The 24,845-nt window shown below is 70.8% G+C and carries 19 protein-coding genes and 1 pseudogene; 10 read left to right on the top strand and 10 right to left on the bottom strand.

Annotated features, from left to right (window positions below; all coding sequences use genetic code 11):
- Nucleotides 1–63: 63 nt before the first annotated feature.
- Together accC and accB are read right to left on the bottom strand one after the other, a co-directional pair.
- Nucleotides 64–1,410, bottom strand: a complete 1,347-nt coding sequence (accC, locus tag BW949_RS09185) for an acetyl-CoA carboxylase biotin carboxylase subunit (protein WP_076365342.1) — start codon at nt 1,408–1,410, stop codon at nt 64–66.
- A gap of 8 nt (nt 1,411–1,418) precedes the next feature.
- Nucleotides 1,419–1,913 (bottom strand): acetyl-CoA carboxylase biotin carboxyl carrier protein, encoded by a 495-nt coding sequence (accB, locus tag BW949_RS09180; protein WP_076365340.1) that lies wholly within the window; start codon nt 1,911–1,913, stop codon nt 1,419–1,421.
- A 294-nt stretch (nt 1,914–2,207) separates the two neighbouring features.
- On the opposite strand from accB, the gene BW949_RS09175 reads away from it, so the two are divergent.
- Complete coding sequence (locus BW949_RS09175) at nt 2,208–3,530, top strand: NAD(P)-dependent oxidoreductase (RefSeq protein ID WP_076365338.1); 1,323 nt, start codon at nt 2,208–2,210, stop codon at nt 3,528–3,530.
- A 19-nt stretch (nt 3,531–3,549) separates the two neighbouring features.
- Nucleotides 3,550–4,854, top strand: a complete 1,305-nt coding sequence (preA, locus tag BW949_RS09170) for an NAD-dependent dihydropyrimidine dehydrogenase subunit PreA (RefSeq protein WP_076365336.1) — start codon at nt 3,550–3,552, stop codon at nt 4,852–4,854.
- A 153-nt stretch (nt 4,855–5,007) separates the two neighbouring features.
- Here the strand turns inward: preA and BW949_RS09165 are convergent, their stop codons facing one another.
- The gene (locus BW949_RS09165; protein WP_083947681.1) at nt 5,008–5,700 is read right to left on the bottom strand and encodes a TetR family transcriptional regulator C-terminal domain-containing protein; all 693 of its coding nucleotides are present in this window, start codon (nt 5,698–5,700) and stop codon (nt 5,008–5,010) included.
- Between the two features lie 223 nt (nt 5,701–5,923).
- Here BW949_RS09165 and aptA point away from each other — a divergent pair, with 223 nt between their 5' ends.
- A complete protein-coding gene (aptA, locus tag BW949_RS09160) occupies nt 5,924–7,249 on the top strand; it encodes an omega-aminotransferase AptA (RefSeq protein ID WP_076365334.1) in 1,326 nt (441 codons plus the stop codon).
- Nucleotides 7,250–7,317: 68 nt separating this feature from the next.
- Here aptA and BW949_RS09155 read toward each other — a convergent pair whose 3' ends face one another.
- The 4 genes from BW949_RS09155 to BW949_RS09140 all read right to left on the bottom strand — a co-directional run bounded on the left by BW949_RS09155 (nt 7,318) and on the right by BW949_RS09140 (nt 11,113).
- Nucleotides 7,318–8,070 carry a TSUP family transporter gene (locus tag BW949_RS09155; RefSeq protein WP_076365474.1) on the bottom strand — a complete coding sequence of 251 codons (753 nt, stop codon included), beginning with the start codon at nt 8,068–8,070 and terminating at the stop codon, nt 7,318–7,320.
- A gap of 191 nt (nt 8,071–8,261) precedes the next feature.
- A complete protein-coding gene (gene serB / locus BW949_RS09150; protein ID WP_076365332.1) occupies nt 8,262–9,140 on the bottom strand; it encodes a phosphoserine phosphatase SerB in 879 nt (292 codons plus the stop codon).
- 90 nt (nt 9,141–9,230) lie between these two features.
- Nucleotides 9,231–10,436, bottom strand: coding sequence for a DegT/DnrJ/EryC1/StrS family aminotransferase (locus tag BW949_RS09145; protein WP_076365330.1), 1,206 nt, complete (start codon nt 10,434–10,436; stop codon nt 9,231–9,233).
- Nucleotides 10,433–11,113: an HAD hydrolase-like protein gene (locus BW949_RS09140; RefSeq protein WP_076365328.1), complete on the bottom strand. Its 681-nt coding sequence runs from the start codon at nt 11,111–11,113 to the stop codon at nt 10,433–10,435. Before BW949_RS09140 ends, BW949_RS09145 begins: the two co-directional genes overlap by 4 nt.
- A gap of 112 nt (nt 11,114–11,225) precedes the next feature.
- Here BW949_RS09140 and glmU point away from each other — a divergent pair, with 112 nt between their 5' ends.
- Both glmU and glmS read left to right on the top strand, forming a co-directional pair.
- The gene (glmU, locus tag BW949_RS09135; protein WP_076365326.1) at nt 11,226–12,587 is read left to right on the top strand and encodes a bifunctional UDP-N-acetylglucosamine diphosphorylase/glucosamine-1-phosphate N-acetyltransferase GlmU; all 1,362 of its coding nucleotides are present in this window, start codon (nt 11,226–11,228) and stop codon (nt 12,585–12,587) included.
- Entirely contained in the window at nt 12,587–14,401 is a 1,815-nt protein-coding gene (gene glmS, locus BW949_RS09130) for a glutamine--fructose-6-phosphate transaminase (isomerizing) (RefSeq protein ID WP_076365324.1), read from the top strand. The genes glmU and glmS overlap by 1 nt, the downstream gene beginning before the upstream one ends.
- Before the next feature lie 13 nt (nt 14,402–14,414).
- On the opposite strand, the gene BW949_RS09125 is transcribed toward glmS, so the two are convergent.
- Both BW949_RS09125 and BW949_RS09120 read right to left on the bottom strand, forming a co-directional pair.
- A complete protein-coding gene (locus tag BW949_RS09125; RefSeq protein WP_076365322.1) occupies nt 14,415–15,215 on the bottom strand; it encodes a pyrroline-5-carboxylate reductase family protein in 801 nt (266 codons plus the stop codon).
- Nucleotides 15,212–15,847: a TetR/AcrR family transcriptional regulator gene (locus BW949_RS09120; RefSeq protein WP_076365320.1), complete on the bottom strand. Its 636-nt coding sequence runs from the start codon at nt 15,845–15,847 to the stop codon at nt 15,212–15,214. The genes BW949_RS09125 and BW949_RS09120 overlap by 4 nt, the downstream gene beginning before the upstream one ends.
- Nucleotides 15,848–16,067: 220 nt before the next feature.
- On the opposite strand from BW949_RS09120, the pseudogene BW949_RS09115 reads away from it, so the two are divergent.
- The 3 genes and pseudogenes from BW949_RS09115 to BW949_RS09105 all read left to right on the top strand — a co-directional run.
- A pseudogene (locus BW949_RS09115) lies at nt 16,068–17,590 on the top strand (oxidoreductase); the annotation flags it as partial.
- A gap of 68 nt (nt 17,591–17,658) precedes the next feature.
- The gene (locus BW949_RS09110) at nt 17,659–18,351 is read left to right on the top strand and encodes a DNA alkylation repair protein (RefSeq protein WP_076365318.1); all 693 of its coding nucleotides are present in this window, start codon (nt 17,659–17,661) and stop codon (nt 18,349–18,351) included.
- A gap of 218 nt (nt 18,352–18,569) precedes the next feature.
- Nucleotides 18,570–19,445, top strand: coding sequence for a hypothetical protein (locus tag BW949_RS09105; protein ID WP_076365316.1), 876 nt, complete (start codon nt 18,570–18,572; stop codon nt 19,443–19,445).
- A 255-nt stretch (nt 19,446–19,700) separates the two neighbouring features.
- Here BW949_RS09105 and BW949_RS09100 read toward each other — a convergent pair whose 3' ends face one another.
- Nucleotides 19,701–20,777 carry a Hint domain-containing protein gene (locus BW949_RS09100; RefSeq protein WP_076365314.1) on the bottom strand — a complete coding sequence of 359 codons (1,077 nt, stop codon included), beginning with the start codon at nt 20,775–20,777 and terminating at the stop codon, nt 19,701–19,703.
- Nucleotides 20,778–21,691: 914 nt separating this feature from the next.
- On the opposite strand from BW949_RS09100, the gene BW949_RS09095 reads away from it, so the two are divergent.
- Both BW949_RS09095 and BW949_RS09090 read left to right on the top strand, forming a co-directional pair.
- Entirely contained in the window at nt 21,692–23,173 is a 1,482-nt protein-coding gene (locus tag BW949_RS09095; RefSeq protein WP_235816260.1) for a cobyric acid synthase, read from the top strand.
- A 74-nt stretch (nt 23,174–23,247) separates the two neighbouring features.
- Nucleotides 23,248–24,693, top strand: a complete 1,446-nt coding sequence (locus tag BW949_RS09090) for a cobyric acid synthase (protein ID WP_083947691.1) — start codon at nt 23,248–23,250, stop codon at nt 24,691–24,693.
- The last annotated feature ends 152 nt before the right edge of the window (nt 24,694–24,845 follow it).

The raw sequence follows: 24,845 nt of genomic DNA, 5'->3' as shown, positions 1-24,845 counted from the left end.
GCCAGAGCACGGCGGTAGCGGCTGCGGCGGCGGGGGCGCGTCCGGCCGGGGCGCGCATGCGGCTTAGCCGAAGGTGCGCGCCAGCCACTTTTCCAGCCAGTGGATCGAATAATCCCCGTTCTGGATGTCGGGCTCGGCCAGGAGCGCGTTGAACAGCGGCACCGTGGTATCGACCCCGTCCACGATCAATTCGCCCAGCGCCCGATAGAGCCGCGCCAGCGCTTCGTTGCGGTCGCGGCCATGGACGATCAGCTTGCCGATCAGGCTGTCGTAATAGGGCGGGATCACATAGCCGTCGTAAAGCGCGCTGTCGATGCGCACGCCCAGACCGCCCGGCGCGTGATATTGGGTGATCTTGCCGGGGCAGGGGGTGAAATTGGGCAGCTTCTCGGCGTTGATGCGCACCTCGATGGCATGGCCGCGGATCGTCAGATCCTCCTGGCGGAAGTCCATCGGCAGGCCGGCGGCGACGCGGATCTGTTCGCGCACCAGATCGACGCCGAAGATCGACTCGGTCACCGGATGTTCGACCTGAAGGCGGGTGTTCATCTCGATGAAGTAGAATTCGCCGTCCTCATAGAGGAATTCGATCGTGCCCGCGCCGATGTAATTGATCGCGGCCACGGCATCGGCGCAGACCTTGCCGATCCGCTCGCGCAGCTCGGGCGTGATGCAGGGGCCGGGGGCTTCCTCGAACACCTTCTGATGGCGGCGCTGGAGCGAGCAGTCGCGCTCGCCCAGATGGACCGCGCGGCCCTTGCCGTCGCCGAACACCTGGATCTCGATGTGGCGCGGGCGCTGGAGGTATTTCTCGAGATAGACCTCGTCATTGCCGAAGGCGGCCTTGGCCTCGGACCGCGCGGTGCGGAAGGCGACCTCCAGTTCCTCGGCGTTCTGGGCGACCTTCATGCCGCGCCCGCCGCCGCCGGCGGTGGCCTTGATGATGACCGGATAGCCGATCTCGGCGGCCACGCGGCGCGCGCTGTCCAGATCGGCGACCCCGCCATCCGAGCCGGGCACGCAGGGCACGCCCAGGCGTTTCATCGTGTCCTTGGCGGTGATCTTGTCGCCCATGATGCGGATGTGCTCGGACGACGGCCCGATGAAGGCCAGCCCGTGATCTTCCAGCACCTGCACGAAATTGGCGTTTTCCGACAGGAACCCATAGCCCGGATGGATCGCCTGGGCGCCGGTGATCTCGCAGGCCGAGACGATCGCGGGGATCGACAGATAGCTTTCGGTCGAGGATTTCGGCCCGATGCAGACCGATTCATCGGCCATGCGGACATGCATCGCGTCGGCGTCCGCAGTCGAATGGACGGCGACCGACGCGATCCCCATCTCGCGGCAGGCCCGGATGACGCGCAGCGCGATCTCGCCGCGGTTGGCGATCAGGATCTTGTCGAACATCCCCGACCTCACTCGATGATCATCAGGGGGGTGCCGTATTCCACCGGCGTGGCGTCATCGACCAGGATGCGTTTCACCGTGCCCGACTTGGGCGCCGGGATGTGGTTCATGGTCTTCATGGCCTCGATGATGAGAAGGGTCTGGCCCTCGCGCACCTGCGCGCCCACGCTGACAAAGGGATCGGCGCCGGGTTCGGGCGCCAGATAGGCGGTGCCGACCATGGGCGAGGGCACGGCACCGGGATGCGCGGCCGGGTCTTCGGCAGGGGCGGCGGCCGCGGCGGCCGGGGCCGCGGGGGCGGCGGCGGTCGGAACGGGGGCTGCGGGCGCGGCATAGGTCACGGGGGCGGCCATCATTGCGGTCTGGCGCACGACCCGCACCTCGAGGCTGTCATCCTCGCCGTAGTCGCGCTTGACCTCCAGCTCGGTCAGGTCGTTCTTGTTCAGGAGCTCGGCCAGCGCCTGGATGAAGGCAACGTCGCTTTCGTGGGGTTGTTTGGTCATGCCGTCCTCGGAAAGGGTCTCGGGCGCCCGGACGTGCCTTGGTCCGGACGGATCGGCTTGCGTTATACGCGAGGCGAGCGGACAGGAAAAGGCGCTGTTTTCTGCGGGTCTGCCAAGGTGGCGGGGCTTTGCTCTGGTCAAAGTGACGCAATTTGCGGCACGCGGCGCCGTTGCTGCCTGCGGATTCGGCGCCGGAGGGGCATTATCGCGCCTGTGCGTATTTTACCGTTTGATAAAAAATCGACCCCGTGCCAGCGTTTCCCAAAACCAGAGCCAGCAGGGAGGCCCTTCACCATGTCCTCAAGCCAGCGTCGTCCGGGTGTCGTGCCCGGCCGTCTCGATCCGGCCGACTATGCCGCGGCCTTTGCCGATTGCGCACCGCCGCTCGATCCGCATCGCGCCCGTGTGGCCGCGGACCGGTGCTATTTCTGCCATGACGCGCCCTGCACCGCGGCGTGCCCCACCGGCATCGACATCCCGCTGTTCATTCGCCAGATCGCCACCGGCACCCCCGAGGCCGCCGCGCGCACCATCCTGTCGGCCAATATCCTGGGCGGCACCTGCGCCCGCGTCTGCCCGACCGAGGTTCTGTGCGAGGGCAATTGCGTGCGCGTTGCCGCCGGCGAGGCCCCGGTCGAGATCGGCCTTCTGCAACGGTTTGCCACCGACCGCGCGATGGCCGCGCCCCAGCCCTTCACCCGCGCCGCGGCAACGGGGCGGCGCATCGCCGTGGTGGGGGCGGGGCCCGCGGGTCTGGCCTGCGCGCATCGTCTGGCCATGCTGGGCCACGAGGTCACGATCCACGAGGCCCGCCCGCGTCCCGGCGGTCTGAATGAATACGGGCTGGCCGCCTACAAGATGGTGGACGATTTCGCCGCGCGCGAGATCGACTGGCTGATGGGGATCGGCGGCATCACGATCGAGCACGGGCGCGTTCTGGGCGCCGATCTGAACCTGGCCGATCTGCGCGACGGGTTCGACGCGGTCTTCCTGGGGCTGGGTCTGGGCGGGACCAATGCGCTGGACTGCCCCGGTGCCGATCTGGCCGAACCCGCGACCGACTTCATTGCCCGCCTGCGTCAGGCCGACGATCTGTCCGAGGTTCCGGTGGGCCGGCGCGTGGTGGTGATCGGCGGCGGCATGACCGCGATCGACGCCGCCGTGCAGGCCCGCCTTCTGGGCGCCGAGGATGTGGCCATCGTCTATCGTCGCGACCGCGACGCGATGCCGGCCTCGGAGCATGAGCAGGACCACGCGACCTCGGCCGGGGTGCGTATCGTCGAATGCGCCGCCCCGAAGGCGCTTGCCCGCACCGACGCGGGCATTGCGGTCGCGTTCGCCTATACCGAGGCCGGTCCCGACGGGCTGGTGGTGACCGACGAGACCTTCACCCTGACGGCCGATCAGGTCTTCACCGCCATCGGCCAGACGCTGCTGCCGCCCGAGGGTTTCGAGACCCAACGCGGGCGCATCGCCATCGGGCCTGCGGGCCGGACCTCGGTGCCGGGCGTCTGGGCGGGGGGCGATTGCGCGCAGGGCGGCGAGGAGCTGACCGTGACCGCCGTCGCACAGGGGCGCGATGCCGCGCTCGACATTCACGCCAGCCTCCAGGGCTGAGCGAGGGGAGACAAGCACAATGGCCAATCTCGCATCCGAATTCCTGGGGATCCGCTCCCCCAACCCGTTCTGGCTGGCCTCGGCGCCGCCCACTGACAAGGAATACAACGTCCGCCGCGCCTTCGAGGCCGGCTGGGGCGGTGTCGTCTGGAAGACGCTGGGCCTTGACGGCGCGCCGGTGGTCAATGTCTCGGGGCCGCGCTATGGCGCGATCTATGGCCCCGACCGGCGGCTGATCGGGCTCAATAACATCGAACTCATCACCGACCGCCCGCTGGACGTGAACCTGCGCGAGATCAAGGCGGTCAAGCGCGACTATCCCGACCGCGCGCTGGTGGTCAGCCTGATGGTGCCGTGCGACGAGGACAGCTGGAAGTTCATCCTGCGCCAGGTCGAGGAGACCGGCGCCGACGGGGTCGAGCTGAATTTCGGCTGCCCGCACGGGATGGCCGAACGCGGCATGGGCTCGGCGGTGGGGCAGGTGCCCGAATACATCGAGATGGTGACCCGCTGGGTGAAGCAGAATTCGCGCATGCCCTGCATCGTGAAGCTGACCCCCAACATCACCGACATCCGCCGCCCGGCCGAGGCCGCCCGGCGCGGCGGCGCCGATGCCGTCAGCCTGATCAACACCATCAACTCGATCACCTCGGTCGATCTGGACCTGTTCGCGCCCGAACCCACCATCGACGGCAAGGGCACGCATGGCGGCTATTGCGGCCCCGCGGTCAAGCCCATCGCGCTGAACATGGTGGCCGAGATCGCCCGCAACCCCGAGACGCGCGGCCTGCCGATCTCGGGGATCGGGGGGGTGTCGACCTGGCGCGACGCGGCCGAGTTCATGGCGCTCGGGGCCTCGAACGTGCAGGTCTGCACGGCGGTGATGACCTATGGCTTCAAGATCGTCGAGGAGATGATCTCGGGGCTGTCGGATTACCTTGACGCCAAGGGCCTCGAGAGCCCGGCGCAGATCGTCGGGCGCGCCGTGCCCAACGTCACCGACTGGCAGTATCTGAACCTCAACTACACCACCAAGGCGGTGATCGACCAGGACAGCTGCATCAAGTGCGGGCGCTGCCATATCGCCTGCGAGGACACCTCGCACCAGGCGATCGCCATCGGCCCCGACCGCACCTTCGTCGTCAAGGACGAGGATTGCGTGGCCTGTAACCTGTGCGTCGATGTCTGCCCGGTCGAGGGCTGCATCACCATGAAGGAACTGCCCGAAGGGTCGGTCGATCCGCGCACCGGCAAGGTGGTCGGGCCCTATGGCAACTGGACCACGCATCCCAACAACCCGATGGCCGCCGAACCGGCCGAGTGACCCCCGAAAGACCGCGCGCCCGCCGTTCCCGGCGGGCGCCTGCGCCCTGGGGACGCAGCCGGCGGTTTTGCCTGTCGCCTGTGCATCCTGCCTGCGTCTTGGGCAATGGGGCAAAGCGGCCCTTTCCCCGCAGCGTTTGTCGCGCGCCCCGGCTCAGGGGGTCAGCAACCGCGTGAACAGCCGGTCCAGATGCCCGGCGGCCTCGGGCAGCGGGTCGCGCGCCGGGCCCAGAACTGCGCGCACCTGCACGTCGAAATCGGCGTAATGCTGGGTCAGCGCCCAGATCGAGAAGATCAGGTGATGCGGATCGCCCGGCGCCAGCCGCCCCGCGGCCATCCAGCCCGCGATCACCGCCGCCTTTTCATCGACCAGCGCCTTCAGATCGCCCTCGAGCACGGGCAGGATGCGCGGCGCGCCTTGCAAGATCTCGTTGGCGAAAAGCCGGCTTTCACGGGGAAAATCGCGCGCCATGTCCAATTTGCGGTGCATGTAGGCCAGGATCTCGGCCACCGGCTCGCCCTGCGGGTCCAGCGCGCGCAGCGGGTCCAGCCAGGTGGCCAGCAGATCGTCCAGCACCGCCAGATAGATCGCCTCCTTCGAGGCGAAGTAATACAGCAGGTTGGGCTTCGAGAGCCGCGCGGCCTCGGCGATCTGATCGAGCGTGGCGCCGCGGAAGCCATGGGCGGCAAAGACATCGAGCGCCGCCTCGAGGATGGTGGCGCGGTTGCGCGCCTGGATGCGGGTGCGCGGCTGGGCGGCCAGCCCCGAGATCTGACCCGAAAGCGGGCCGGAGGGCGCCGGCTCGGCGGCGGCGGAACGGGGCTGGTCGTCGTCGGGCGGGCTCATCGCGGGCTCCCTTTCGCGGCGTCTTTCCTTCGGGCATAGTCGAGTTTCCTTCGGGCATAGTCGAGCCCCCCGCGCGGTGCAATCCCGCCGCGCACCCGGCGAAGGGCTCGGCGCTTGACTGGTCTTGCCGCTCTGATAGCGTCATTTCCGACCGCATGGTCCGAAAATCTTGCCCGCAAGAGGCATGGATCACACGCCCCGGCCGGGGCACAGGGAGACCCCAATGGCGCTTGACCGCAAGACACCCAACGACCTCGCCGCCTTCTGGATGCCGTTCACCGCGAACCGGCAGTTCAAGGCCGCGCCGCGCCTCTTCGTGGGCGCGAAGGACATGCATTACACCACCCATGACGGCCGCCAGGTTCTGGACGGCACCGCGGGTCTGTGGTGCTGCAACGCCGGCCATTGCCGGCCCAAGATCACCGAGGCGATCCAGAAGCAGGCGGCCGAACTGGATTACGCGCCCGCCTTCCAGATGGGCCACCCGGCCGCCTTCGAGCTGGCCAACCGCGTGATCGACATCGCCCCCGACGGCATGGAGCATGTCTTCTTCACCAACTCGGGGTCGGAATCGGTCGAGACCGCGCTCAAGATCGCGCTGGCCTATCACCGGGCCCGCGGCGAGGGATCGCGCACCCGCCTGATCGGGCGCGAGCGCGGCTATCACGGGGTCAACTTCGGCGGCATCTCAGTCGGCGGCATCGTCACCAACCGCAAGAATTTCGGCACGCTGCTGGCGGGCGTCGACCATCTGCCCCACACCCATCTGCCCGACGAGAACCGCTGGACGCGCGGCCAGCCCGAGCATGGCGCCAACCTGGCCGACGATCTGGAACGCCTGGTGGCGCTGCATGGCGCGGACACGATTGCCGCCGTCATCGTCGAGCCCATCGCCGGCTCGACCGGGGTCATCATGCCGCCCAAGGGCTATCTCGAGAAGCTGCGCGCGATCACCCGCAAGCATGGCATCTTGCTGATCTTCGACGAGGTCATCACCGGCTTCGGGCGCACGGGGGCGGCCTTTGCCTCGCAGTTCTACGGGGTCACGCCCGACATGATGACCACCGCCAAGGGCCTGACCAACGGCGTCATCCCGATGGGCGCGGTGCTGACCACGGCCGAGGTGCACGACGCCTTCATGGACGGCCCCGAGCACATGATCGAGCTGTTCCACGGCTACACCTATTCGGGCAACCCCATCGCCTCGGCGGCCGGGATCGCCACGCTCGACACCTACAAGGAAGAGGGCCTCTTCGAGCGCTGCGCCGAGATCGCGCCCTATTGGGCCGATGCGCTGCACAGCCTCAAGGGCACGCGCCATGTGATCGACATCCGCAACGAGGGGCTGATCGGCGCGATCGAGCTGGAGCCGATCGCGGAGGCGCCGACCAAGCGCGCCTTCTCGGCCTTCCTTGCGGCCTATGAGAAGGGCGTGCTGATCCGCACCACCGGCGACATCATCGCCATGAGCCCGCCGCTGATCATCGAGAAGGACCAGATCGACCAGCTGATCGGCACGGTGCGCGAGGTTCTGGAAAGCCTCGACTGAGGGCGATCCTGCGCAAGGCTATCGGGGGGCGTTCCGGCCGGGGCGCCCCCCTTTTCGTGGCGTGCGGCTCAGCCCATCAGCAGCCGGATCGCCAGCGCCCCCGAGGTCACGACCAGAAGCGGCTTGATGAGGCGCGCGCCCACCTTCATCGCCAGATGCGAGCCCACCCAGGCGCCCGCCACCTGCGCCAGCCCCATCGCCAGCCCCGTGATCCACCAGGGCGCGCCCACCGCGGCAAAGGCCGCAAGCCCGCCGATGTTCGAGGCAAAGTTCAAGAGCTTGGTGTGGGCGGTTGCGCGCAACACGCCGTAACCGGCCAGCAGCACGAAGCCGATCATGTAGAAGGCGCCCGCGCCGGGGCCGATCAACCCGTCGTAAAAGCCCACGAAGGGCGCCACGAACAGCGCGAAGCTGCGCGCGGGGATGCGCTCGGCGCGGTCGGTGTCGTCAAGGCCGGGCTTGAGCGCGAAGAAGGCGGCGATGGCGATCAGCACGAAGGGCAGGGCGCCGCGCAGCGCATCGGTCGGGATGAAGCTGACCAGAAGCGCGCCCAGAAACCCCGCCGCCCCGGTCAGAAGCGCGGTGCCGATCTGGCGGCGCAGATCGACATGGCCGCGGCGCGCATAGCTGGCCGCCGCCGTCGCCGCGCCGAAGGCACCCTGCACCTTGTTGGTCGACAGCGCCTCGAGCGGGCTGGCCCCGGCCAGCATCAGCACCGGCAGCGTGATCAGCCCGCCGCCCCCGGCGATGGCATCGACAAAGCCCGCCCCGAAGGCGGCGGCAATCAGCAGGGCGGCAAGATCGGGGGCGACTTCGAACATGCGGTGGGGGCTTTCGGGCGGGTTTTCGGGCAGGTTTTCGGGCGGTGGACCCGCCTTCATCCGCCGTGTCCGCCGCAAAGTAAAGCCCCGGCGCGGGATGGCCGGCTTGCGGGCCGAGGCGCGCCGCGGCCTGGCCCCCCACGCGCCGCCTGTCGTGGCCCCAGCTGCCGTGGCCGCCGCCCGCCCCGGCGTCAGCCGGTCACGATCTCGTCGCGGCTGTAGCCCTGGATATAGAGCAGCGCGCTCAGATCGCCGTGGTTGATGCGGATGTCGCATTGCGCCGCGACCGAAGGCTTGGCGTGCAGCGCCACCCCCGCGCCGGCCCGGCCCAGCATGCCCAGGTCGTTGGCGCCATCGCCCACGGCCATCACCTCGGCCTCCGAAAGGCCCAGCCGCGCGGTGATCTCCTCGAGCGCGCGGACCTTGGCCTCGCGGCCCAGGATCGGGCGGGCCACATCGCCCGTCAGCCGGCCGTTCTCGGCCAGAAGGACATTGGCGCGGTGCTCGTCAAAGCCCAGATGCGCCGCCACCGCCGCCGAAAACGCCGTGAAGCCGCCCGAGACCAGCGCTGCATAGGCGCCCGCCGCCTTCATCGTGGCGATCAGCGCGCGCCCGCCCGGCGTATAGGTGATGCGGGTGGCCAGCACTTCGGCGATCACGGTTTCGGGCAGGTCGCGCAGAAGGCCCACGCGTTCGATCAGCGCGGCCTCGAAATCCAGCTCGCCATTCATGGCGCGGGCGGTGATGGCCGCGACCTTCTCCCCGATCCCGGCCATCGCGGCCAGCTCGTCGATGCATTCCTGCCCGATCATGGTGCTGTCCATGTCGGCCAGCAGCATCTTGCGGCGCCGGTCTGCTGCGGGCTGGATCACCAGGTCAAAGCCCAGCGCCTGCATGCCCGCCCAGGCATCCTCGAACGTGTCGGGCCGGGTGCCCAGGTCAAATTCGGCGGCGATGCCGGGGGCCAGCCAGCGCGCGTCGCCGCCGCCCCAGGCGTTGCGCAGCGTCTCGACATGGTGGCGTTCCAGATCGGCGCGCGCGGGCGCGGCCAGAAGCGTGGCGACGAACATCGGTTTCCCCCCGGGGCGTGGCTCTCGGCGCCCCCATAGCGCAAAGCCGGGCCAAGGGCCAGAGGATCGCCCCGCGGTCGGGCTGGGCGTTCAGCCGCGGGCGATCTCCTCGGCCAGGATGCGCGCGATCAGATCCACGTCCCCTTCCGAAAAGGTCAGCGGCAGGCGCAGGTCCAGAAGCGTGGCCAGCACCGCATCGGTGCGCGGCAGCGCCTGCGGCGGCAGATAGCGCCACGAGGCATGGGTCGAGGTGAAGCCCTGCGGCACGGGGGCGCCGAACCACTTGAGTTCCACCCCCCGTTCGGCGGCGCGCGCGACCAGCGCGGCGATCCGGTCCCCGCTCCAGCCCGGCAGGCGGAACTGGAAGGACGACCGCACCGGCGCCGCCCGTGCCGCGCTGCGGGCCAGCGCCACGCCCGCCACATCGCGCAGCCCCGCCGCCAGCCGGTCATGCAGCGCGTTCCAGCGGGCCGCGCGCGCGGGCAGGCGCGCCAGTTGCGGGCGCAGGAGCGCCGCGCGCAGGTTGTCCATCCGCCCCGAGACATTGGGCGTTTCAAGCCGCAGATCGGCAAAGGCCTCGGGCGGGGGGGCGGCGCGGTGGCGCGGATACAGCATGTAGCTGCCCGACAGCAGCACCGCGCGCGCCATGATCTGCGGATCGTCGCCCACGATCAGCCCGCCTTCACCGGAATTCATGTGCTTGTAGGTCTGGGTGGAATAGCAGCCCAGCACCCCATGCCGCCCCGAGGCCACGCCCGCGAAGCTGGCCCCCATCGTATGGGCGCAATCCTCGATCACCTGAAGCCCCAGCGCCTGCGCACAGGCCATCAGCGCGCCCATGTCGGCGATATGGCCGCGCATGTGCGACAGCATCAGCACCCGGGCCCCGCTGGCGCGCGCCTTCTGCGCCAGATCGTGAAGGTCGATCACCAGATCCTCGGTGATCTCGACCAGGATGGGGTGCGCCCCCACCGACACGATCGCGCCCGGCACCGGCGCCAGGGTGAAGGCATTGGTCAGGACCGGCGCGCCCGGCGCGACCCCCAGCGCGCGCAACGCACAGGCCAGCGCATAGCCCCCCGAGGCCACCGCCAGGCAATACCGCGCCCCGGTGAAGGCGGCGAAGTCCTCTTCCAGAAGGGCGGTCTCGCCGGCCTCGCCGGGGGCCAGGTTGTAGCGATGCAGCCGGCCGTGGCGCATGACCTCGAGGGCGGCGGCGATCGCGTCGTCGGGCAGGGGCTCCTGCTGGGTGAAGCTGCCGGTGAAACGGGGGGCAGGTGCTGCGGGGGCGGTCATGGCCGGGTGTCCGGAACCAGCGTCTCGGCCAATTCCGCCAGCCCGTCGTAATGATCGAGCATGGCCTCGGGCGCCAGCCGGGCGATGCCCGCGCCCTCGGGGCCAAAGGCCACCAGCGCGCAGGGAACGCCCGCGGCCTGCGCCGTTCGGCGGTCGGTTTCGGTGTCGCCCAGAAGGAAGCTGCGCCCCAGCTCGCCGCCCGCACGCGCCACGCATTCGGTATAGGCCAGTGGGTCGGGCTTGCGCACGGCCAGCGTGTCGGCCCCGATCAGCGCGCGGAAATGATGCGCCACGCCCAGCTTGTCCAGCAGCACGCGGGCCAGCCCCTCGGGCTTGTTGGTGCACACCGCCTGCACCCAGCCGGCCGCGGCCATCGCCTGAAGGGCCGCTTCCGCGCCTGGATAGAGCCGGGAATGGCGGTCGATGTTGGCGCCGTAATGCTCCAGAAGGCGGGGGTAGTCCTGCTCGATCAGGGGCGCGGCCTCGGCCTCGGACAGCCCGGCGCGCGCGAAGGCCGTGCGCAGCATCGCCCGCCCGCCATGAAAGGCCACCAGCGTATCGCCTTCGTCCAGCCGCACCGCCAGCCCGCGCGCCGCCAGACAGGCATTGGCCGCCGCCAGCAGATCGCCCGAGGTATCGGCCAGCGTGCCGTCGAGGTCGTAGATGATCGTGCGCATGGCGCGCCGCCCTTTCCGTTTGTAACCTGTGGCAAGGTTGCGTGAACGGGCCACCCTTGCGCGGCCACGGCTCATGGGTAAAACGGGTGCGAGCAGAATAAAAGGTGCGATCATGGCCACAGCCCTCATCGTCCTGGCCGCCGGCCAGGGCACGCGGATGAACTCGGACCTGCCCAAGGTCCTTCACCCCCTGGGTGCGGCGCCGCTGGTGGCCCATGCCCTGCGCACCGGCGCGATGCTCGACCCCGAGGCGGTGGTGGTGGTCACCGGCCACGGCGCCGAGGCGGTGGAACGCGCGGTCCGTGACTGGGCGCCCGAGGCGCGCTGTGCGCTCCAGGCCGAGCAGAAGGGCACGGGCCATGCCGTCGCCCAGGCGCTGCCGCTTCTGGAGGGCTTCGAGGGGCGGGTGATCGTCCTTTATGGCGACACGCCCTTCATCCGGCCCGAGACGCTTGAAGACATGCTGGCCGCGCCCGCCGATGTGGTGGTGCTGGGCTTCGAGGCCGAGGATCCGGGCCGCTATGGCCGGCTGATCGAGGGCCCCGAGGGCCTTGCACGCATCGTCGAATGGAAGGACGCGACCGAGGCCGAGCGCGCCGTGACGCTGTGCAATTCCGGCGTGATCGCGGCCGAGGCCGACCTGTTGCGCCGGCTGGTGGGGGCCTTGGGCTGCGACAATGCCGCCGGGGAATACTACCTGACCGACATCGTGGGCCTGGCCCGCGCCGAGGGCGCCCGCGCGGCGGTCGTGCGCTGCCCCGAGGCCGAGACGCTGGGCATCAACACCCGCGCCGAACTGGCCCGTGCCGAGGCGCTGTTCCAGGCCCGCGCGCGCGCGGCCGCGCTTGAGGATGGCGTGACGCTGACCGCCCCCGAGACGGTGTTCTTCGCGCTCGACACGGTGATCGGGCGCGACGCGGTGATCGGGCCGAACGTGGTCTTCGGCCCTGGCGTCACCATCGAATCCGGCGCCGAGATCGCGGCCTTCTGCCATCTGACGGGCTGCCATGTCTCGCGCGGGGCGACGGTGGGCCCCTTTGCGCGGCTGCGGCCGGGGGCGGAACTGGCCGAGGATGTCCATGTCGGCAATTTCGTCGAGATCAAGAACGCGCTTCTCGACGAAGGCGTCAAGGTCGGCCATCTGACCTATCTGGGCGACGCGCAGGTGGGCGCGCGCACCAATATCGGCGCCGGGACCGTGACCTGCAATTACGACGGGGTGATGAAGCACCGCACCGAGATCGGCGCCGACGCCTTCATCGGCTCGGACACGATGCTGGTGGCGCCGGTGCGGGTGGGGGACGGGGCGCTGACCGCCTCGGGCTCGGTCATCACCGAAGAGGTGCCCGCCGGCGCCGTGGCGCTGGCGCGCGCGCGCCAGGTGGTCAAGGCGGGCCTTGCGCCCAAGCTCTTTGCCATGCTGCGCGCCGAAAAGGCCCGCCGTCAGGCGGCCAGGGATCGGGGGGACGCGTAATGTGCGGGATTGTCGGGGTTCTGGGCCATCACGAGGTCGCGCCGCTGCTGGTCGAGGCGCTCAAGCGGCTGGAATATCGCGGTTATGACAGCGCCGGCATCGCCACGGTGAATGCCGGCCGGCTGGACCGGCGCCGGGCGGTGGGCAAGCTGGTCAACCTGTCCGACCTGCTGGTCCACGAGCCCCTGGCGGGCAAGGCCGGGATCGGGCACACCCGCTGGGCCACCCATGGCGCGGCCACCTGCACCAATGCCCATCCCCATCAGGCCGGGCCGGTGGCGGTGGTCCATAACGGCATCATCGAGAATTTCCGCGAATTGCGCGCCGAGCTCGAGGCCGCGGGCCTGCCGCCGCAGACCCAGACCGATACCGAGACCGTGGCGCTGCTGACGCGGCTGCACATGCAGCGCGGCCTGGACGCGCGCGCGGCCGCCCAGGCGACGCTGGCGCGGCTCGAGGGGGCGTTTGCGCTTCTGTTCCTGTTCGAGGGCGAGGACGATCTGATGATCGCGGCGCGGCGCGGCTCGCCGCTGGCGCTGGGCCATGGCGAGGGCGAGATGTTCGTGGGCTCGGACGCGATCGCGCTGGCGCCGCTGACCGACCGCATCACCTATCTCGAGGAAGGCGACCATGCCTTCGTCACCCGCGCGGGCGCGCAGATCTTCGACGCCGCGGGCCGGCCCGTCACCCGCGAGACGCTGCGCATCGAGCTGTCGCAGACCCAGGTGGACAAGGCCGGCTACAAGCATTTCATGGCCAAGGAAATCGCCCAGCAGCCTTCGGTTCTGGGCGATGCGCTGGCCCATTACCTGCCCGAGGACGGGCTGAACCTGCCTGCGGATCTGGACTTCACCGGGGTCGAGCGGCTGACGCTGGTGGCCTGCGGCACCGCGCATTACGCCTGCGCGGTGGCCAAATACTGGTTCGAGGCGCTGGCGGGCCTGCCCTGCGAGATCGACGTGGCTTCGGAATTCCGCTACCGCGCGCCGCCGCTGTCGGAGCGGGGCTGGGCGGTCTTCGTTTCGCAATCGGGCGAAACCGCCGACACGCTGGCCGCGCTGCGCCATGTGAAGGGGCAGGTGGCGCGGACGCTGGCGGTGGTCAACGTGCCCACCTCCTCGATCGCGCGCGAGGCCGATCTGGCGCTGCCGATCCTGGCCGGTGTCGAGGTCGGCGTGGCCTCGACCAAGGCCTTTACCTGCCAGCTTCTGGTTCTGGCGGCTCTGGCGCTCAAGGCCGGGCGCGACCGCGGGCGGCTGGATGACGCGGCCTATGCGGCGCATCTGGAGACGCTTCAGGCGCTGCCGGGGCTGGTCAATCAGGCGCTGGCGCTGGCCCCCGAGATCGAGGCGCTGGCCGCCGAGGTCGCGCGGGCGCAGGACGTGCTGTTCCTGGGGCGCGGGCCGCTCTATCCCCTTGCGCTTGAGGGGGCGTTGAAGCTTAAGGAAATCAGCTATATCCATGCCGAAGGTTATGCATCGGGTGAACTCAAGCACGGGCCGATCGCGCTGATCGATCGCGACGTGCCGGTGGTGGTTCTGGCGCCGCATGACCGGCTGTTCGACAAGACCGTGTCGAACATGCAGGAGGTGATGGCGCGGCAGGGCAAGGTGTTGCTGGTGTCGGACGGGCCGGGCCTGCGTGCGGCCGGTGCGGGCACCTGGGCCAGTTTGCGCCTGCCCGAGGTGGCCGAGCCCTTTGCCCCCATCGTCCATGCGATCCCGGTGCAATTGCTGGCCTATTATACCGCCATCGCCAAGGGCACTGATGTCGATCAGCCGCGCAACCTGGCCAAGTCGGTGACGGTCGAATAACGGGCGGCGGGTCTCAGGTTCGGGTGGCGCTTGCGGTCATCTCGCGCGCCGTGCGGGTGGCGGCATCGAGGCCTGCGCGCAGGGCGTCTTCGAACCCCTGATCGCAGGCCGCGCGCAGGCCCGCCGCAGTGGTGCCGGCATAATCGACATATTCCGCCACCAGCGCCGAGGCCGCCTCGATCTGCCCTTCCAGCAGTCGCGGCGCCGCGCAGACCACCGCCTCGACCGCCTGCCGCGCCGCCGTCTCGGGCACGCCGGCCGCGCGCGCCACATCCAGCATGACCGAAGCCATCAGCGCCGGAAAGGCCGGCCCCGCCCCCGAGAGCGCGGTCATCAGGTCAAGCTGGTCCTCGGCGGGCAGAAGATCGGTGGTGCCGATCGCTTCCAGAAGGCGGCCGACCAGCGCGCAATCCTCGGGCCTTGCGGTCGGTCCCGCGACATAGGGCGTGTAGGAGGCGCCGATCCCCGCGGCGGCATTGGGGATGGCGCGGATCACCCGCGCGCCGGTCGCGGCCTCCAGCGTGTCGGCCGAAACGCCTGCCATGAAGGACAGCACCAGCCGCCCCGGCGCGCGCAGTGCAACCGCAGGCCAGTCGGCCGGCCGCACCGCCAGCACGATCACCGCGCAGGCCGCGGCCATCTCGGCGGCATCGCGCGCCCAATGCACCGACGCATGGCCGAAATAGCCCGTCTCGGGGGGCGCGGAGCGGGTCAGCACCATCAGATCTTCGGGCGCCACGATCCCTTCGGCCAGAAGCGCGCGCCCGAAGGCGCCCCCCATCCAGCCCATGCCGCCCACGATCCCGATCTTCATGACAGATCCCCTTCGAAACGGGCGCGGAAGCGGGCCACCTCGGCGGCCGAGGGCGCGCGCCCGGTATAGATTTCAACGTAATGCGGGATGCGCATCAGCCGCGTGGCCAGCGCCTCGTCGGCCTGCATGGCGATATAGCCGATCTGCACCAGATAGACCGTGCGGGCGCGCACGTCGGCTTCGGCGGGGGCGTGGCCCCAGCCCGTCAGCATCACCCGCAGCGCCCCAAGCCGCGCCGCATCCGCCGCCGCCAGCCGCGCGCGCATCGTTGCATCGCCCAGCGCCCAGCCGCGCACCGCATGTTCAAGCCGCGCATCGAAGGTCTCGGGGCGCAGGAAACAGCCGATGACGTTCAGCATCGCCTCGGTCTCGGTTGCGGCATAGGCGCGGGTGGCCGCGATCAGGGGCGTGGTCGAGCGCGCCTCCCAGCGGTCGGCCAGCGCCGCCAGCAGCGCCTCGCGCGTTTCGAAGAACCAGTAGAAGCTCGACCGCGACAGCTTGAGCCGCCGCGCCAGCGCCTGCACCTTGACCGCGTCGATCCCCTCCTCGACCAGCGCCGCATAGGCCGCGTCGAGCCAGGCCTCGCGCGAGCCGCGCCATCCGGTTGCCGTGCTGTCTTCGGTGCCATCCATGGGCCGGAAAGATAGCCGCGGCCGGGCCGGTCACAAGCAAAATGTCCGGGGTTGAACATGAAATGGACAGGTGTGACCATTTTGCGAGGGAAGGCGCGATTCCCCCCGGAACACGCCCGCAAAGGTCTGCCCCATGTCCCGCGATCCGCTGCTTCAGCCCTTCCGGCTGAAACATCTCGAACTGCGCAACCGCATCGTCATCGCCAGCCACGAACCCGCCAACGATCTCGAGGCGCCCTGGGGCGGCGATCTGGACAACCGGCTGCGCTTCACCTTCGAGATCCTGCGCGAGATCCGGCAGCGCTGCGGGCCCGACTTCATCGTGGGCGTGCGCCCGACGCTGGACGAGGCCCTGCCCGGCGGGCTGGACCCCGACACGGGCCGCGAGATCGCGCGGCGGCTGGCGGCCTCGGGGATGGTCGATTTCCTCAATGTCGTGCGCGGGCATATCGACACGGATCCCGGCCTGACCGAGGTGATCCCGATCCAGGGCATGCCCAGCGCGCCGCATCTCGACTTTGCCGGTGCGATCCGGGCCGAGACCGGGTTGCCCACGCTTCACGCCGCGCGCATCCCCGATCTGGCGACCGCGCGCCATGCGATCCGGTCGGGGGCGCTGGATCTGGTGGGGATGACGCGCGCGCATCTGGCCGATCCGCATCTGGTCGCGCGGCTGATCGCGGGCGAGGAAGACCGGATAAGGCCTTGCGTCGGCGCCAATTATTGCCTTGACCGGATCTATCAGGGGGGCGCGGCCTATTGCATCCACAACCCCGCCACGGGGCGGAGCTGACCGAACCGCACGAGATCGCGCCCGCCCCCCCGCGCGCGCCGGGTGACGGTGATCGGGGCCGGGCCGGGGGGGGCCTTGAGGCCGGGGGGGGCCTTGAGGCCGCGCGGGTGGCCGCCGCGCGCGGTCATGCCGTCACCGTGCTCGAGGCCGCCGGCCAGCCCGGCGGGCAGCTGCGTCTGGCCGCGCGCCAGCCGCGCCGGCGCGAGATGCTGTCGATCATCGACTGGCGGATGGCCGAATGCACCCGCGCGGGCGTCGATGTCCGCTTCAACATCTGGGCCGAGGCCGCGGATGTGCTGGCCACCGCGCCCGATGTCGTGGTCGTGGCCACGGGCGGGATGGCGCAGGGCCTGCCGCTGGCCGAAGGGGCGGATCTGGCCGTCACCGCCTGGGACATCCTGTCGGGCGACGTGCGCCCCGGCACGCGGGTTCTGGTCTGCGGCGATGCGGGCGATCACGCGGGCCTTCAGGCCGCCGATCTGCTGGCCGAGGCCGGGGCGCAGGTCGAGATCGTCACCCCCGACCGCAGCTTTGCCCCCGAGGTGATGGCGATGAACCTCGTGCCTTACGTGCAATCGCTCCAGGCGCGGGGGGCGGTCTTCACCGTCACCTGGCGGCTGGGCGCGATCCGGCGCGCGGGCAATGATCTGTGCGCGCGGCTGGTCAGCGATTACGGCCCCGCGGTGATCGCGCGGACGGTCGATCAGGTGGTGGTCAATCACGGGACCGAACCGCTCGACAATCTCTATTTCGCGCCCAAGCCTCTGTCGCGCAACCTGGGCGCCGTCGATCACGAGAGCCTTGTCGCGGGCCTGCCGCAGGATCTGGAACAGGATCTGGCGCCCAACCCCGAGGGGCGTTTCGCGCTCTACCGGATCGGCGATGCGGTGGCCGCGCGCAACACCCATGCCGCGATCTATGATGCGCTGCGGCTGATGAAGGCGGTCTGAGGGGGCTCTGGCCCCCGGGGCTCGGCCGGCTTATAGCGGGGGGAAGGATCGCAACAAGAGGGGCTGTGATGACCGAGGTCGAGGCATGTCTGGAAGCCCTGCGCGGGCAAGGCACGCAGGCGCGCGCCGAAGCGGCGGCGGCCCAGCACAAGGTGGCACGCCTCTATCTGGGCGTGCCCGTCCCCGAGATCGACGCGCTGGTGGCCGAATGGCGCGCCGCGCACGACATCGACGGGCGCGTGGCGCTGGCGCAGGCGCTGTGGCAGAGCGACATCCACGAGGCCCGGATCGCGGCGGCCAAGCTCTTGACCCAGGCGCGCCTCCGGCCCGATACGGCGGTGTGGGATTGCGTCGCGGGCTGGGTGGATGATTTCGACGCCTGGGCGATTGCCGATCACGCCGCCAAGGCCATTGACCGGCGTCTTCAGGCCGACCCCGGCCGGATCGAGGTCGTTGAGACCTGGCTCGACAGCGCCAACCCCTGGGCGCAGCGCGCGGCGCTGGTGGCGACGCTGCCCTGGACGCGGCAGAACTTTCCCAAGCCCCGGGATCTGGAGATCCGCGACCGCGTTCTGGGCTGGGCTGCGCGTCTGGCCGAGGCGCGCGACCCGCTGCTTCAGCGGGCGGTCGCCTGGTGGCTGCGCGATCTCTCGCGCCACGATCCGGATCGGGTCACGGCCTGGCTGGTCGAACATGGGGACCGGCTCCGGCCCTTTGCCCGGCGCGAGGCGACGCGGCATCTGTCGCCCTCGGGCGGCTGAGCCCGTCGGCCAGGGCGTCCGCCCCGCGCGCAATTCGTGATCCGCCGCGGCTGTGCCGCCCGTTCTGCGCTGAGCCGTTCTGCGTCGCATGGCCGCGCGCCACAATCCTTGCGTGAATTCCGGTTGTCTTGCCGCCCGCATTCAGGGAGGTTTGAAACAAGGTGTGGGTTTCAGATGTTCGATAGTCGTGTTCCGGTGGCGCGCACGGGGGGTCCGCGATGCGGTATTTTCTGGGTCTTTCCGTCCTGGCGGTGATCGCGCTGGAGGTGGGGGCGCGTCTGCTGGGCGCCGTCGATTTCCCGATCTACGACGCAGATAATGTCGTGGGCTATGTGCCCGCCCCCAATCAGTCGGGATCGTTTCTCAACCGCAACGACTGGGTGGTGAATGATCGCGGCATGGGGGTTGCGCAGCCCTGGCAGGATGGGCCCGACGATGTGCTTCTGGTGGGCGACAGCATCGTCTGGTGCGGCAATTCCTACGCGCTTCGGGACCGTCTGGGGCCGCGGGTGCAGGAGGCGCTGGAGGGGGAAGGCAAGACGGTCTGGCCGATCAGCGCCGGCAGCTGGGCCGTGGTGAACGAGGCCAATTGGCTTGAGGCGAACCGCGATGTCCTTGAGGCGGCCGAGACGCTGGTCTTCGTCTTCAACAGCGCCGATTTCGACGCGCCCTCGTCGTGGCAAAGCCCGCTGACCCATCCGCGCGCGCATCCCTTGTCGGCGGTTCTCTATCTGGCGCAGAAGCGTCTGATCCGGCCCGAGGCGGCCCCGACGCCCGCCGATCTACAGGTGCCGAGGCGCGATCCGGTGGCCGCATTGGCCGATGTGGTGGCGGGCTGCGATTGCGACGTGCAGGTCTGGCTTTATCCGACACGCGCGGAATTGGCCGACCCCGATGCGGCGTTCACTGCGCTGGAGGCCGGGTTTGCGCCCTTTGCCGAGGCTCTGGGCGACAGGATCGCGCTCTACCGAGTGGGCCAGATCCCCGGCTGGCGGGCGGCGCTCTATCGTGATCCGATCCACCCCACACCGGAGGGCACGGCGCTTCTGGCCCGGGCCATTGCGGCGGCCCTGCCGCGCGGCGCTCAGCCCTGAGCGGGACGGTCCTTCGGGCGCGGCGCGCGCGGGGGGCATTTGGCGCCTGTGGGCGCGGCTGAGGACGGGGCCGCCTGTGGGGGGGGAGCCCGTCCGCGCGCCATCGAGGCCCGCGGCCGGGCCGCGCCGCCCTTCGGGACGGCGCGGGGCGCGCCTGGTGCGGTTGGGGCAGGTGAAGGGCCCCCGCCTGCGGGGGGCGGGCTCTGGTGGGCGGGGCTCAGGCGGGTTTGGGTGGGCAGGGGCGCGGCGCGCGGCTCAGGCGGCCATGTCGTGGCGCAGGATCGCCGCTTCGGAGCGGGTGAGCGCGCGCCGTGCGGTCGGGCCATAGCCACGCCCGCCAGGATCTTGATCCCGAAGGGTGGCCACCAGGGCGCTGCGATCCTGCGGGGCGATCATCTCGAGCGCGGTGGCGTCGGGGTGGAAGCTTTCGCTTTCGATCCCGTTGGCGCGCAGGATCTGGTGGCGGGCGAACATCAGGTGGACATAATCGACCTCGCGCAGGCCATGGAACACCTGGATCGTGCGGTCGTTGACCAGATCGGCGGCCGCGACCAGCACTTCGGGCGCGTTGAAGAGCGCGCGCGCCGCCTTTCCGCGCAGCACGATCCGGTGGCGCGGCGACACGATCAGATCGGCGTCGGGGCGGGCGGGATCGAGCGCGGCCGCCCTCAGCCGCACCGGACGCAGATGCGGCAGCGCCCGCAGCCGCGCCCCCGACAGCCGCCGGCTGCCGCGCCACAGCACCGGCTGCGGGCCGTCGTCGCAGGTCTCGACCAGATCGCCCGGGGCCAGGGTCTCGACGGGGCGGCGGCCGCGGGGCGTGTCGATCAGCGTGCCGCGGGCAAAGCAGATGACACCGGGCGTCGGGCCGGGGCGCGCGGGCAGATCCAGCCCCGCCGCGCGCTCGACGACCCAGAGCGCGCGGTCGCGCGGCGGCACCGGGCCCGAGAACATCGCCAGGCGGGTGCCGTGTTCGGGCGCCTCGATCACGGTCACGACAAAGGCCATGCGCCCGTCGGTCACGGTGAAGCTGGTGTCCGTTTCGGCAAAGGGCGTGTCGGCGGGGTCGGGAGCGGGCAGCTCGGGCGCGCCCTGGCCGCCCCCCGCCAGCGACAACAGCCGATGCACCGCGCGGGCGGCGCGGGCCCGGCGGGCGCGCTCGCTTTCGGGCCGGGGCAGGCGCAGCACATCGGCGGGGCCGTCGATGCGCAGGGCTTCGCCACGCCAGCGCCATTCAGCGCCGATCTCCAGCGCTGCGGGCGGGGCGCCGCGCAGACCGTCGGTTTCGGTATGCGTCCACGCCACCACGAACGTGCCTGTCAGCCCGGTCATTTCGCCTGTCCTGTCTTCGGGGCCGCGGGGGCCCGATCTGCTCGGGTCGGGCGGGACGTTGCCCGGCCGGTGGCGCCTTGGTGGCACCTTGTGGATAAATCTAGCAAATGCGCAGGGTCTTGCAAAGTCCCGCGGCGGCGGGCGGTGCGGGGCCCCGGAACGCGGTGTGCGGGCGAAGGCCGGGCTCGCGCGAAGGACGGGGCGCCCGCGAAGGACGGGGCGCGCGACGGGGGGCGCGACGGGGGGGCGCGACGGGGGGCGCGACGGGGCGGCGCGGATCACGCCTGCGGGACCGCCCTTCTTTTGGGATGGACAGGCCGGGCCGCTTTGATAGAACGGGCGCGCTCGAAGGGCGCCCTGTCCTGCAAGGGCCCGACGCATGGCCGCGGCCAGGACGGCCGATCCGCTGCCCGTGCGCAGGGCGGCAGATGACACGGGCCCGCCCCGGTCCTGTGGGTCGGGCCGCGCCCGACATGGCACGGGCCGGGTTTCCCGGCGGCGCGGACTTCGGCAGCAATGTCCACGGGCGGGGGGCCCGCGGGCCGGGCCGCTTCCGGTGCCGGCCGTGCCCGTTCCGTCACTTGTCTCGGGTGAAGACCACATGACCAGATCCGTTCCTGCCCTGCCGCCGTGTCCTGCGGTGCCGCTGCGCATGGCGGCGCCTGCGCGCCTGTCCGTCCGCGCGCGGGGATGACGCCGGCCTGCGCGCCCCGGAACGGGCCCCCGCCCGCGGCACACACCGCCCGCAAAGCCCCCGCCCACTGTTCCCATAACCGCCGCGCCCGGCCTTGCCGCCCCGGCGCGCCCCGAAGATGGCTCCGATGACGTCTGAAACGACCCGCCCGATCCCCTCGCTCGATGATCTTGACCTGAGCGCGTTCCACGAGGCCCGGCCGCGCAAGGCGCGCGCGCTGATGATCCAGGGCACCAGCTCGGATGTGGGCAAGTCGCTGCTGGTGGCGGGGCTCTGCCGGGCCTATGCGCGCCGCGGGCTGAAGGTCGCGCCCTTCAAGGCGCAGAACATGTCCAACAATGCCGCCGTCTCGGCCGACAGCGACCTGCCGCCCGCGCCCGGCCCCGATGCGCCGCCCCCCCCGCGCGGCGAGATCGGGCGCGCCCAGGCGCTTCAGGCGCGGGCCTGCGGGCTGCCGGCCTCGATCCACATGAATCCGGTCCTGCTCAAGCCGCAATCGGGCGTGGGCTCGCAGGTGGTGCTGCGCGGCCGGCCGCTGGGCAATTGGCCGGCGCGCGAATATCACCACCTCAAGCCGCATCTGATGCCCGCGGTGCTGGACAGCTTCGCCCGCGTGGCGCGTGACGCCGATCTGGTGCTGGTCGAGGGGGCGGGCGCTGCGACCGAGGTCCATCTGCGCCATTGCGACATCACCAACATGAAGCTGGCGCTGGAGGCCGATCTTCCGGTCGTCCTTCTGACCGACAACGACCGCGGCGGCGCGCTGGCGGCGGTGGTGGGCAGCTGGCTTCTGCACGACGAGGCCGAGCGCGCCCGCGTCAAGGGCTATATCGTCAACAAGTTCCGCGGGCATTTCTCGCTCTATGAACCCGGCTGCAAGGTGATGACGGAACACACCGGCTGGCCGCTTCTGGGGGTGGTGCCGTGGTTCGATGCCGCGGCCCTGCTGCCGGCCGAGGATTCGCTGGCTCTGGCGCGCAACCTTTCGGAGGGCGGGCAGGGGCTGCGCGTTGCGGTCCCGCAACTGGGCCGGATCGCCAATTTCGACGATCTCGATCCGTTGCGCGCCGAACCGGGGGTCGAGCTGATCCTGGTGCGCCCCGGCACCCCGATCCCCGAGGCCGACGTGGTGCTTCTGCCCGGCTCGAAGACCACGCGCGCCGATCTGGAGTCGCTGCGCGCCGAAGGCTGGGATGGCGACATCCGCACCCATCTGCGCCGCGGCGGCCGCGTCGTGGGGATCTGCGCCGGTTTCCAGATGCTGGGCCGTCTGGTCCGCGACCCCGAGGGCATCGAGGGCGAGCCGGGGGTGACGCCGGGCCTCGGCCTTCTGGACATCGAGACCACGATCACGCCCGAGAAACGCCTGACCGAGATCTGCGCGCAGGACAGCCTGTCGGGGACCGAGGTGCGCGGCTACGAGATCCACATGGGCCGCAGCAGCGGCGCGGGGTTGACCCGGCCCTGGCTGATGCTGGACGGCCGCCCCGAGGGCGCGATCTCGGCCGACGGGCATGTGTCGGGCTGCTATGTGCACGGGCTCTTCGGCTCGGACAGCTTCCGCCGGCACTGGCTGTCGGGGCTGGGCGCGGCGGTCTCGGGGCTGGATTACGAGGCCCAGGTCGAGGCCACGCTCGACGCACTTGCCGATCATGTCGAGGCCTCGCTCGATCTCGACGCGCTGCTGGCGCTGGCGCAATGACCTCGGACGCGGGACGCTCGGATCCGGGCCGCTCGGATCTGGGCCGCTCAGGCGCGGGGCCCGCCCGGCGCCTGATGGTGATGGGCACGGGCTCGGATGTCGGCAAGAGCCTGATCGTGGCCGGGCTCTGCCGGGCCTTTGCGCGCCGCGGGCTGAAGGTCGCGCCCTTCAAGGCGCAGAACATGTCCAACAATGCCGCCGTCACCCAGGACGGCGGCGAGATCGGGCGGGCGCAGGCGCTTCAGGCGCGGGCCTGCGGGCTGGCGCCGCTGGTGGACATGAACCCGGTGCTGCTGAAGCCCGAGACCGATGTCGATGCGCAGGTGGTGCTGTCGGGCAAGGTGCTGGGGCGGCATTCGGCGGCGGAATATCAGGCGCTCAAGCCCGGCCTGCGTCCGGCGGTGCGGGCGGCGCTGAACCGGCTGGGGACGGGGCGCGACCTGGTGCTGATCGAGGGCGCGGGCTCGGGGGGCGAACGCTATCTGCGCGCGCAGGACATCTCGAACATGGGGCTGGCCGAAAGCGCCGATCTGCCGGTCGTGCTGCTGGGCGACGAGTCCCGCGGGGGCGTCACGGCGGCGGTGCTGGGCCATCACCTGCTCTGGAGCGCCTCCGAACGCGCCCGTGTCGTGGGCGTTCTGGTCAACAAGTTCCGCGGCGATCCGGCGATCTTTGCCCCCGCCGCGCAGGAGATCGAGGCGGCAACCGGCTGGCCTTTGCTGGGGCTTCTGCGCTGGTCCGAGGCCGCGCGCGCCCTGCCCGAGGAAGACAGCCTTGGCCTGGCCCGCGCCGGGCGGCGCACGGGCGCGCGGCTGCGCATCGTGGTCCCCGAACTGCCGCGGATTGCCAATTTCGACGATCTGGACCCGCTGGCCGCCGAACCGGGGCTTGAGGTGATCTTTGCCCGCCGCGGCGCGCCGCTGCCGCGCGCCGATGTGATCGTGCTGGCGGGCTCCAAGGCCACGCGCGCCGATCTGGCCACGCTGCGCGCCGAAGGCTGGGATATCGACATCCTGGCCCATCACCGGCAGGGCGGGCGGGTGCTGGGCATCTGCGGCGGCTATCAGATGCTGGGGCAGGTCATCGCCGACCCGCAGGGGATCGAGGGCGCGCCGGGGCAGGATGCGGGGCTGGGTCTTCTGAGGGTCGAGACCGTGTTGACGGGCGAGAAGCGTCTCGAACGGATCGCGGCGCGCGACGGGCTGAGCGGCGCCGCGCTCGCGGGCTATGAGATGCACATGGGCCGCACAACGGGCCCCGACCGCGCGCGCCCCTTCCTGCGGCTGGATGGGCGCGATGCGGGCGCGGTCTCGGCCGACGGGCGGGTCGCGGGGTGCTATCTGCACGGGCTTTTCGCGTCGGACGCCTTCCGCGCGGCCTGGCTTGCGCCCCTGGGCGTGGGGGCGCAAACGGCCTTCGAGACGCGGATCGAGACCGCGCTCGACCGGCTGGCCGATGACATCGCCGCCGATCTGGATCTGGACCGGCTCTGGGCGCTGGCCCGCCCGCCCCGGAGCTGAAGGCGCGCCGGGGGCGCCTTGCCGCGGCCCCCCCCCCTTGCCGCCACCCCCCTCACCGCTGCCCCCTTGCAGCCGCGGTCGCCGGCGCCGCCCCGTTCCGGCACGGACGCGCCCGCCAAAGTGGGGGAATGCGCGGCGGGTGGCGGGGGCAC

Source organism: Phaeovulum vinaykumarii (genome assembly GCF_900156695.1).
In the GTDB taxonomy this organism is placed as follows: domain Bacteria; phylum Pseudomonadota; class Alphaproteobacteria; order Rhodobacterales; family Rhodobacteraceae; genus Bieblia_A; species Bieblia_A vinaykumarii.
Note: the sequence above shows the minus strand (reverse complement) of the source record. Positions and strands in the feature narration are given on the sequence as shown.

What these genes read in the sequence shown, in the direction of transcription:
- BW949_RS09090 (WP_083947691.1), top strand. Translation starts at nt 23,248, where the DNA reads ATGGTGATGGGCACGGGCTCGGATGTCGGCAAGAGCCTGATCGTGGCC.
- BW949_RS09110 (WP_076365318.1), top strand. Translation starts at nt 17,659, where the DNA reads ATGACCGAGGTCGAGGCATGTCTGGAAGCCCTGCGCGGGCAAGGCACG.
- BW949_RS09175 (WP_076365338.1), top strand. Translation starts at nt 2,208, where the DNA reads ATGTCCTCAAGCCAGCGTCGTCCGGGTGTCGTGCCCGGCCGTCTCGAT.
- BW949_RS09145 (WP_076365330.1), bottom strand. Translation starts at nt 10,436, where the DNA reads ATGACCGCCCCCGCAGCACCTGCCCCCCGTTTCACCGGCAGCTTCACC.
- BW949_RS09140 (WP_076365328.1), bottom strand. Translation starts at nt 11,113, where the DNA reads ATGCGCACGATCATCTACGACCTCGACGGCACGCTGGCCGATACCTCG.
- BW949_RS09095 (WP_235816260.1), top strand. Translation starts at nt 21,692, where the DNA reads ATGATCCAGGGCACCAGCTCGGATGTGGGCAAGTCGCTGCTGGTGGCG.
- glmU (WP_076365326.1), top strand. Translation starts at nt 11,226, where the DNA reads ATGGCCACAGCCCTCATCGTCCTGGCCGCCGGCCAGGGCACGCGGATG.
- glmS (WP_076365324.1), top strand. Translation starts at nt 12,587, where the DNA reads ATGTGCGGGATTGTCGGGGTTCTGGGCCATCACGAGGTCGCGCCGCTG.
- aptA (WP_076365334.1), top strand. Translation starts at nt 5,924, where the DNA reads ATGGCGCTTGACCGCAAGACACCCAACGACCTCGCCGCCTTCTGGATG.
- BW949_RS09165 (WP_083947681.1), bottom strand. Translation starts at nt 5,700, where the DNA reads ATGAGCCCGCCCGACGACGACCAGCCCCGTTCCGCCGCCGCCGAGCCG.
- BW949_RS09125 (WP_076365322.1), bottom strand. Translation starts at nt 15,215, where the DNA reads ATGAAGATCGGGATCGTGGGCGGCATGGGCTGGATGGGGGGCGCCTTC.
- serB (WP_076365332.1), bottom strand. Translation starts at nt 9,140, where the DNA reads ATGTTCGTCGCCACGCTTCTGGCCGCGCCCGCGCGCGCCGATCTGGAA.
- accB (WP_076365340.1), bottom strand. Translation starts at nt 1,913, where the DNA reads ATGACCAAACAACCCCACGAAAGCGACGTTGCCTTCATCCAGGCGCTG.
- preA (WP_076365336.1), top strand. Translation starts at nt 3,550, where the DNA reads ATGGCCAATCTCGCATCCGAATTCCTGGGGATCCGCTCCCCCAACCCG.
- BW949_RS09100 (WP_076365314.1), bottom strand. Translation starts at nt 20,777, where the DNA reads ATGACCGGGCTGACAGGCACGTTCGTGGTGGCGTGGACGCATACCGAA.
- accC (WP_076365342.1), bottom strand. Translation starts at nt 1,410, where the DNA reads ATGTTCGACAAGATCCTGATCGCCAACCGCGGCGAGATCGCGCTGCGC.
- BW949_RS09105 (WP_076365316.1), top strand. Translation starts at nt 18,570, where the DNA reads ATGCGGTATTTTCTGGGTCTTTCCGTCCTGGCGGTGATCGCGCTGGAG.
- BW949_RS09120 (WP_076365320.1), bottom strand. Translation starts at nt 15,847, where the DNA reads ATGGATGGCACCGAAGACAGCACGGCAACCGGATGGCGCGGCTCGCGC.
- BW949_RS09155 (WP_076365474.1), bottom strand. Translation starts at nt 8,070, where the DNA reads ATGTTCGAAGTCGCCCCCGATCTTGCCGCCCTGCTGATTGCCGCCGCC.